The 6384-nt window shown below is 49.6% G+C and carries 7 protein-coding genes; 3 read left to right on the top strand and 4 right to left on the bottom strand.

All coding sequences use genetic code 11. The features are described 5' to 3' along the window. The first annotated feature begins 521 nt into the window (after positions 1-521). Genes NE623_RS14310 through NE623_RS14300 form a run of 3 tightly spaced genes read left to right on the top strand, consistent with a single transcriptional unit; the run spans position 522 to position 2758 of the window. The gene (locus tag NE623_RS14310; protein WP_256273474.1) at positions 522-1697 is read left to right on the top strand and encodes an AAA family ATPase; all 1176 of its coding nucleotides are present in this window, start codon (positions 522-524) and stop codon (positions 1695-1697) included. After that, positions 1694-1915: a plasmid mobilization protein gene (locus tag NE623_RS14305; protein WP_256273475.1), complete on the top strand. Its 222-nt coding sequence runs from the start codon at positions 1694-1696 to the stop codon at positions 1913-1915. The genes NE623_RS14310 and NE623_RS14305 overlap by 4 nt, the downstream gene beginning before the upstream one ends. Positions 1916-1924: 9 nt before the next feature. Further along, the gene (locus NE623_RS14300; protein WP_256273476.1) at positions 1925-2758 is read left to right on the top strand and encodes a tyrosine-type recombinase/integrase; all 834 of its coding nucleotides are present in this window, start codon (positions 1925-1927) and stop codon (positions 2756-2758) included. Positions 2759-2955: 197 nt separating this feature from the next. Here NE623_RS14300 and NE623_RS14295 read toward each other — a convergent pair whose 3' ends face one another. The 4 genes from NE623_RS14295 to NE623_RS14280 all read right to left on the bottom strand — a co-directional run. Continuing rightward, positions 2956-3183, bottom strand: coding sequence for a YdbC family protein (locus NE623_RS14295; protein WP_256273477.1), 228 nt, complete (start codon positions 3181-3183; stop codon positions 2956-2958). Between the two features lie 67 nt (positions 3184-3250). After that, on the bottom strand, positions 3251-4501 hold the full coding sequence (locus NE623_RS14290; RefSeq protein ID WP_256273478.1) for a plasmid recombination protein: 1251 nt from the start codon (positions 4499-4501) through the stop codon (positions 3251-3253). Positions 4502-4646: 145 nt separating this feature from the next. After that, entirely contained in the window at positions 4647-5693 is a 1047-nt protein-coding gene (locus NE623_RS14285; RefSeq protein ID WP_256273479.1) for an AAA family ATPase, read from the bottom strand. 431 nt (positions 5694-6124) lie between these two features. Continuing rightward, the coding region (locus NE623_RS14280) for an LPXTG cell wall anchor domain-containing protein (protein ID WP_256273480.1) at positions 6125-6384 on the bottom strand (260 nt) is incomplete at its 5' end.

The raw sequence follows: 6384 nt of genomic DNA, 5'->3' as shown, positions 1-6384 counted from the left end.
AGAGAGAAAAATCAACAATTTAATAACATATATGTAAAATCATTGACAAGAATACCGCGTAGGTGTATTATCAATACAACAGATATGATGTAAATTTAGGCAAGGAGGTTCCTATATGAAATCCATGATGCAACCCAAGAAGGGCTATATAGTAGCCTATTATGCTAAAAATCCTATTTGCAAGTAACCTTTGTTTACTTGCGCGAGGGCCGCCCACACAAAATATTTTATCATTTTTGTTGTAATGAATCAAATCTGATTCACTATTCAGAGGATGAGGCGTAAAAGTGAATCAGTTCTGATTCACTTGCAGTAACTGCCCAAATCCGCCCGGTGTGGGGCGGATGCCCCTCACCGCACACGGACGCGATGAACTCCGCAAGCCCGCCGTTTGGCGCGTTTGTGGGGCTGTGGGGCGGCGTGAACCGTACAACTTACTACTAGAGAATAAAACTTACTACACACAAAATTACGATACTATGAGATAATAGACATATACCAAACAAGAAGGGATGATGCAAATGACTTTTACAAAACTTCCGAAAGCAATCTCCGCCGAAGAACTCCTCTCCACGCCGCTGCCACCTGTAAAGTGGATTATCCCCGGTCTACTCCCAGCCGGATTGGCGCTGTTCGCAGGCCCCAGCAAGGCGGGCAAAAGTTGGCTGACGCTGTGGCTCTGCTTACAGATTGCGCAGGGCAATCCTGTCTGGAATCGAGAAATAGAGCCATGCACCGTGATTTATTTCTCGTTGGAAGATACATTTAACCGTCTGCAAAATCGCATTTTCCAGCTTATCGACGGCGGCGATGCCCCAGAACGGCTGATTCTGCAAACCGAATGTCCGAGTATTGGGCAGGGATTGGAGGAACAAGTTGAGGCACTTGTCCACACATATCACGATGTTGGTCTAATCGTTATCGATACACTTCAAAAAGTGCGTCTAAGCGACGGAAACGGTGGAATGTATGCGAACGACTATAAGGAGGCAGGTGCATTGAAAAAGCTTGCTGACAAGTATGGCATCTGTATTTTGCTGATTCACCACTTGCGCAAGCAAACTGCATCCGACCCATTTGATCAGATTTCCGGCTCCACAGGTCTTATGGGCGTAGCCGATACAAGCTGGGTCATGCAGAGAAAACGCATGAGCCAGACCGCTGACATTCTGCTCACCGGGCGCGATATGGACGACAGAACGCTGCATTTGCGCGAAGAAAGCTGTGTTTGGACTTTAGAAGATGAGGAAACCGCAGAAGAACGGGAAATCAAGGCTGTGCCGGATTACCTGTGGAAAGCGGCAGAGTATATCGAAAGTGTCGGAAACTGGCAGGGAACGGCATCGGAATTGCTTGCAGAAGTGCATATCGAGGGAGTACAGCCGAATCAATTTACCTATAACATGGCCAAGTATTTCGATAAAGTGTTCGAGCCGAAAGGTATTCACTATAAAACCCATCGAAAGAACAAGGTTCGTCTTTTGAGCTTCTATGGTGACGATGGTGACGGTGGTGACGATGATATTGACATAACTCAATTATCGGGGTGGGGTATCCCAGAAAGACCGTCACCATCGTCACCATCGTCACTCGGAGCGCTTGAGGGAAGCAAGCATGGGCGAAGTGTTGCCACAGGGCAACCCGCCGAAAAGCTTACGGGGACAGCCCCGAACCCCTGTGAGGCTGCTGGCGCATGAGAAAACGCAGTGTCGGGATCAATGTCCGCGTCAGCGTCACAGAGAAACGAAAAGTGACGCTGATGGCTAAACGGTGCGGGCTATCTCTCTCGGAATACTTACGCCAGCGGGCGCTGGGATATGAGCCGGGCGGGCATCCGCCCAAGGAGGTATTTGATGTGTTGGATCAACATACAAACAATAAAACCCGCAGCCGAGATTCTTCTCACCAGCGATAAGGAGGTACAATGGCTTACATCAAGAAAAAGTCCGAACGAAAATACAAAATCACCGTCTGCAACGGCTATAAGAGCAACGGGCAGAAACGGATGAAAGCGCAGACCATCACTGTGCCATCATCCGTGCCAAAGCGCGGCATTCAGCAGTATGTCATGGCTGAAGCGGAACGCATCGAGAAAAAGTTCAAGTATGGTGTCGAGGAAAGCGACCAGACCCACTTTGAACAGTACGCCGAAAATTGGCTCAAACGGCAGGAACCGTTTTTCAAAGCTACTACCTACGCAGGCTATAAGAGAAACCTTGATATTGTTTACCCACTGATTGGCGGTATTCCGCTTGCAAAGCTGCTCCCCATGACCTTAGAGGAAATGTGTGAGGAACTGCGCAAGCGCCCGGGGCGTGGTGGAAATTGCATCAAGGAAACAACGGTACAAAAGTACCTCGAAACAGTTTCCTCGGTGCTGGAGGATGCCAAGAAAAATGACATTATTCCGTTTAATCCGGCGCACCGCGTTCGGAAAAAGCATTTTGAAAAGGAGGTGCAGCATATTCCGCAGAAGTATGAAATGAGTAAACTAATGCGGACGATTCAGAACGAACCGATTCTGTATCGCGCCTATTATACCTTGGCAATTACGACCGGATTGCGGCGTGGGGAACTGTGCGCCCTGCAATGGCGGGACATAACCGGTGCTTGTGAACTGACCGTCCGCCGTTCCCGCAGCTGCGCATCCGGGCAGATTGTTGAGAGCGACACCAAGAGCCATCGGAGAGCAGTTTGTCAAGACGATTTCGTAAATATTAATATAGCTTTACGATTTTCCAGTACGGAAATCTCCTAAAACCTCGTGCCTACATACATCTTTGATAATTCTTTCAAGCGGCTTTTTTGCTGTTTGGGATTGCTTGATGCAGACAATAAAGGTAGTTCTTCCCAGCCTTACCGTAAAATCAGAATTGCAATTTTCCATGACATACTCCCCATCAGTCGAAATTTGATGTGCCAAGTTTCAAACACCCTTTCTGCCGGCTGAAAGAATTACTCCGGCTCATAAATTTCTTTGAGTGCTTCGTAAAGGTTTCTGCCCTCGTCCTCGGTGAGCGTAACTCCCTTGCCGCACCGTTCGTGCCCCGGATACCAAATCCGAATATCCAGCTTTGCATCGTTGCCATTCCATGAAACAAAATTTGCTTCTTTCGTATAGCCGCTGCCATTCTCGCCCAAGACAGCAAGGGGCTTTGTGATGGTGCTGGTAATATCGTTCATTTTCTGTACCTCCAAATTCAAGTGGGGAAGAAGTTATAAAGTCGGGATAGTAATGGAAGCGGGCATTTTAGCGCTCCAAATCTTGGTCATCTTGGCGGCGGGCAGATGCTCTATGCGGATTGCGTCTTGCTTCCTCGCGCTCTTTCTTCTGCTGCGCTTCTCTGTGCTCCAGCAGGTCAGCAATCTTCTCTGCAAAGCCCTTTGCAAACTGGGGAAAGTATTTGAGCGCCTGCAAAAATGGCTCACAGCGCCGCCGCAATGCGGCATACGCCGATTGTGTATCTCTCAATTCGTACTTGCAGTCGATGTACTGCTTTTTGTAGAGCGAAATATCCTCGTTCAGTTTGTGGATTTCTTGGCGGCTTGTGATGCCCTCTTTTGCTAACGCCGTCAACTGCTTGTAGTCCTCTTTCGACACGGTATATTTGCCTGTAATGGTTTTCTTGCCCATGTCGTCAATCTCGGATTCGGTTTTGCGCACATTCCATGCCGCTTCGTACTTGGTCTGCGCAGCTTCTACACGCTCTTGAATGTTGGCAAGCCGTTCCTTATCTTTTTCAATCTGATATTGCAGGGAAGTAAGGTTCTCGCGTGTGCTTCCCAACTCTCCGCGCTGGAAATTCGTGAAGCCATGCTCCTGCATATGAGCCACCAGTTCGTCCTGCAAGATACTGTACGAGGGGCGATACTTGGGCTTTCCATTGCTCCGCAGGACAGGCTGTCCCTGTTCATCTTTCAGCGGGATATTTGATGCCCATTTCTTGGAATGGCTCACTTGATGAATAGTTTCCCGAACAGTACCGCGCAGCGCCGGGTCCTTGCAGCGCTTGCTCCACAGAATATCCTTATCCACCACAGGAATCACTACGGCGTGGAGATGGTAGTGGTAGACATCTTTTCCCAAGTCGCTTGTCGCGGCCTTGTTGATTTCGTCTGCGTGCATAACAGCAGCCACTACATACTCTGATCCGAATTTCTTCTCCAAGAAGTGATAGGCTTCCTCATAGAATTTCTTTGCGTACTCATAACCGCCGTTGCGCTCAAAGTACATGGTGTTCACGTCAATGATGATTTCATCGAAAAGCGTAGCATCTTTCCGAAGCCCCCTTGTCGATACAGTTCCAGCCGTTTCCATAGTGCGCAGCGTTTCCATATAAGAGGACGGCGGGGAGCGATAGTGTACGTTCAGCGGTATGCGCTCCTGTACCACATTGACGTTGGCATAGTCGGTGTTCAGCCGTTCATTGTGCCGTTCTGTTGCGCCGATGTTGGCAGCTGAACACTGCTTCACTCTGGCGCAGCTCATATCTTTTGCCACTGCAATTTCTCCTTTCCAAGCGGTAGGGCGAAGCCCCGTTACACAAGATTGGAACAATCTGTGTAACCCACTATGACACTTTCAGCTTTGCTGCAAAGATGTCGTGGGCAAGGGAGTTCCCCCTTGACCTCCTTTTGCGCCGAAATCAAGTCGGCAGGTTTTCTCCCTGCCAGCTTTCTTTCGGCTTTTCAACCTTCGGCAAAGTCCAATACCATGCGAAACCGTCCTTCACGGAGTGAACCCCGGCTTTCTTCTTCGCCTTTTTGTAGGTTGACTTCTTGAAGCCTGCGCCTTCAAGCTTTGCTTCGCAGTCGGAAGCCAGCTGTCTGCCGCCATCAAGCAGCGAACGGATAAACGCCGTTGCTGCTTCCTCGCGGTCATTCGGTCTGCCCATTCGCGGGGCGGTGGCAGCGAATGCGTCCTCGGCGGTCATTTCCAATTCATCAAGAAAATTCACGCCCTTGTCTGCCACCTCAAAAAGAATAGCCGAACCCATTGGAGCAAGATTGGATTTTACTTGCACCAAATAGCGTTCGGCTGGATTTGCGCTGTTTGCGGTTCGTGTGATGGCGAGAATACTTCTCGCAGCGCCCGCAATGTCGATAGAACCGTTGGTACGGTAGAGGGGGCTGGTGTCCTTTGCCTTATTCATGTGGGCGATAATGACAATAGCGCAGCCCGTGTCCTTGGCAACGGCAATCAGATGGTTGAACTCCGCGCGGGTTTCGTTGGCATTGTTCATCGAACAATCGTCACCGATGTATGAACTCATAGGGTCAAGAATCAGCAACTTGGCATCGCACTGTTCAACGGCTTCTCGGATACGGTCATCTCCGAAGGTCAGGCGTTTCACATCTTCTTTGATAAATACCAGCCGTTCACCATCGCCGCCAGCCGCATTGAAGCGCGGCACAACCGTATCATCGGCATCGTCCTCCGTGGTCTGATAGATGATCGTCACAGGCTTGTAGCTTTCCTCATCATCGGAGAACGGCAGCGGTGCCCCCTTAGAAAGCAAAGCGGCAAGAGAAAGCATCAGCTTACTCTTGCCGTCACCGGGATCACCTTGCAGCAGTGTAACCTTGCCGAAGGGAATATAAGGATACCACAGCCAGCGCACTTGTTTGGGCTTAATGTCGCTGGCCTTGATAAGCTCCAGCTTAGAGCCGAAGCTGCTCGGATTGTCGTTCATTGTTTTATGCTCCTTTTCGATTTGTATTGTGTGCATAGGATAACAACGGCACGGAAGCTCTGCTTGCAGCTCCTTTCGCACTTTCTGCATAGCGGGTTATATTTCTTCCGTCCGCAATCTCCAAGAAAGAACGCCCATTCTCTTTTGAGATATTTCGGCATACGGGGCATTTGCATCACCTCCTTGCCCGCAGCCCGGTTTTGCAGATTTGCTTTTGAAAATAGAAAAACGTCCAACATCTCCCGAAGCTGTTCGCTTTCGGGGCGATTTTGGACGTTTTTGTTTGATATGAGGGGCTTTACGATGGTGGGGAATATAACTTATCGCTTATGGTGGGAAAGCCCACTATTCGCTGCTTTGGGGCAATAGAAAAGCGCCACATCGCTGCGGCGCTTTTGCTTTGCCCGGAAGATGGAACGGGGGCTGTTCAGTTATCTGTTGTGCTTTTTCTTGCTGGCAACAACGGCTGTTCCAATGGCTGCACTACCGCTGACAAGCATAAGGACAACCAGCAAAGCAGGGTTGCTTGTGTCGCCGGTCTGTGGAATGGTGTACTGAGTTGTGGTCGTTGCAGCAGGCACCGGCGTAGGCTGTGCGGTTTTGTTAGTATCCTTGTACTGCAGAGCAGCAAGGGCATCTTCAATAGCCTTTGCCATTGCGTCTACCTCTGCCTGCTGGGTGATGTTCTTGC

The sequence above is a fragment of the Gemmiger formicilis genome (genome assembly GCF_024462815.1).
In the GTDB taxonomy this organism is placed as follows: domain Bacteria; phylum Bacillota; class Clostridia; order Oscillospirales; family Ruminococcaceae; genus Gemmiger.
The sequence above is the reverse complement of the archived record's forward strand: the minus strand, read 5'-3'. Positions and strand labels throughout refer to the sequence as shown.

What these genes read in the sequence shown, in the direction of transcription:
- NE623_RS14300 (WP_256273476.1), top strand. Translation starts at nt 1,925, where the DNA reads ATGGCTTACATCAAGAAAAAGTCCGAACGAAAATACAAAATCACCGTC.
- NE623_RS14305 (WP_256273475.1), top strand. Translation starts at nt 1,694, where the DNA reads ATGAGAAAACGCAGTGTCGGGATCAATGTCCGCGTCAGCGTCACAGAG.
- NE623_RS14310 (WP_256273474.1), top strand. Translation starts at nt 522, where the DNA reads ATGACTTTTACAAAACTTCCGAAAGCAATCTCCGCCGAAGAACTCCTC.
- NE623_RS14295 (WP_256273477.1), bottom strand. Translation starts at nt 3,183, where the DNA reads ATGAACGATATTACCAGCACCATCACAAAGCCCCTTGCTGTCTTGGGC.
- NE623_RS14285 (WP_256273479.1), bottom strand. Translation starts at nt 5,693, where the DNA reads ATGAACGACAATCCGAGCAGCTTCGGCTCTAAGCTGGAGCTTATCAAG.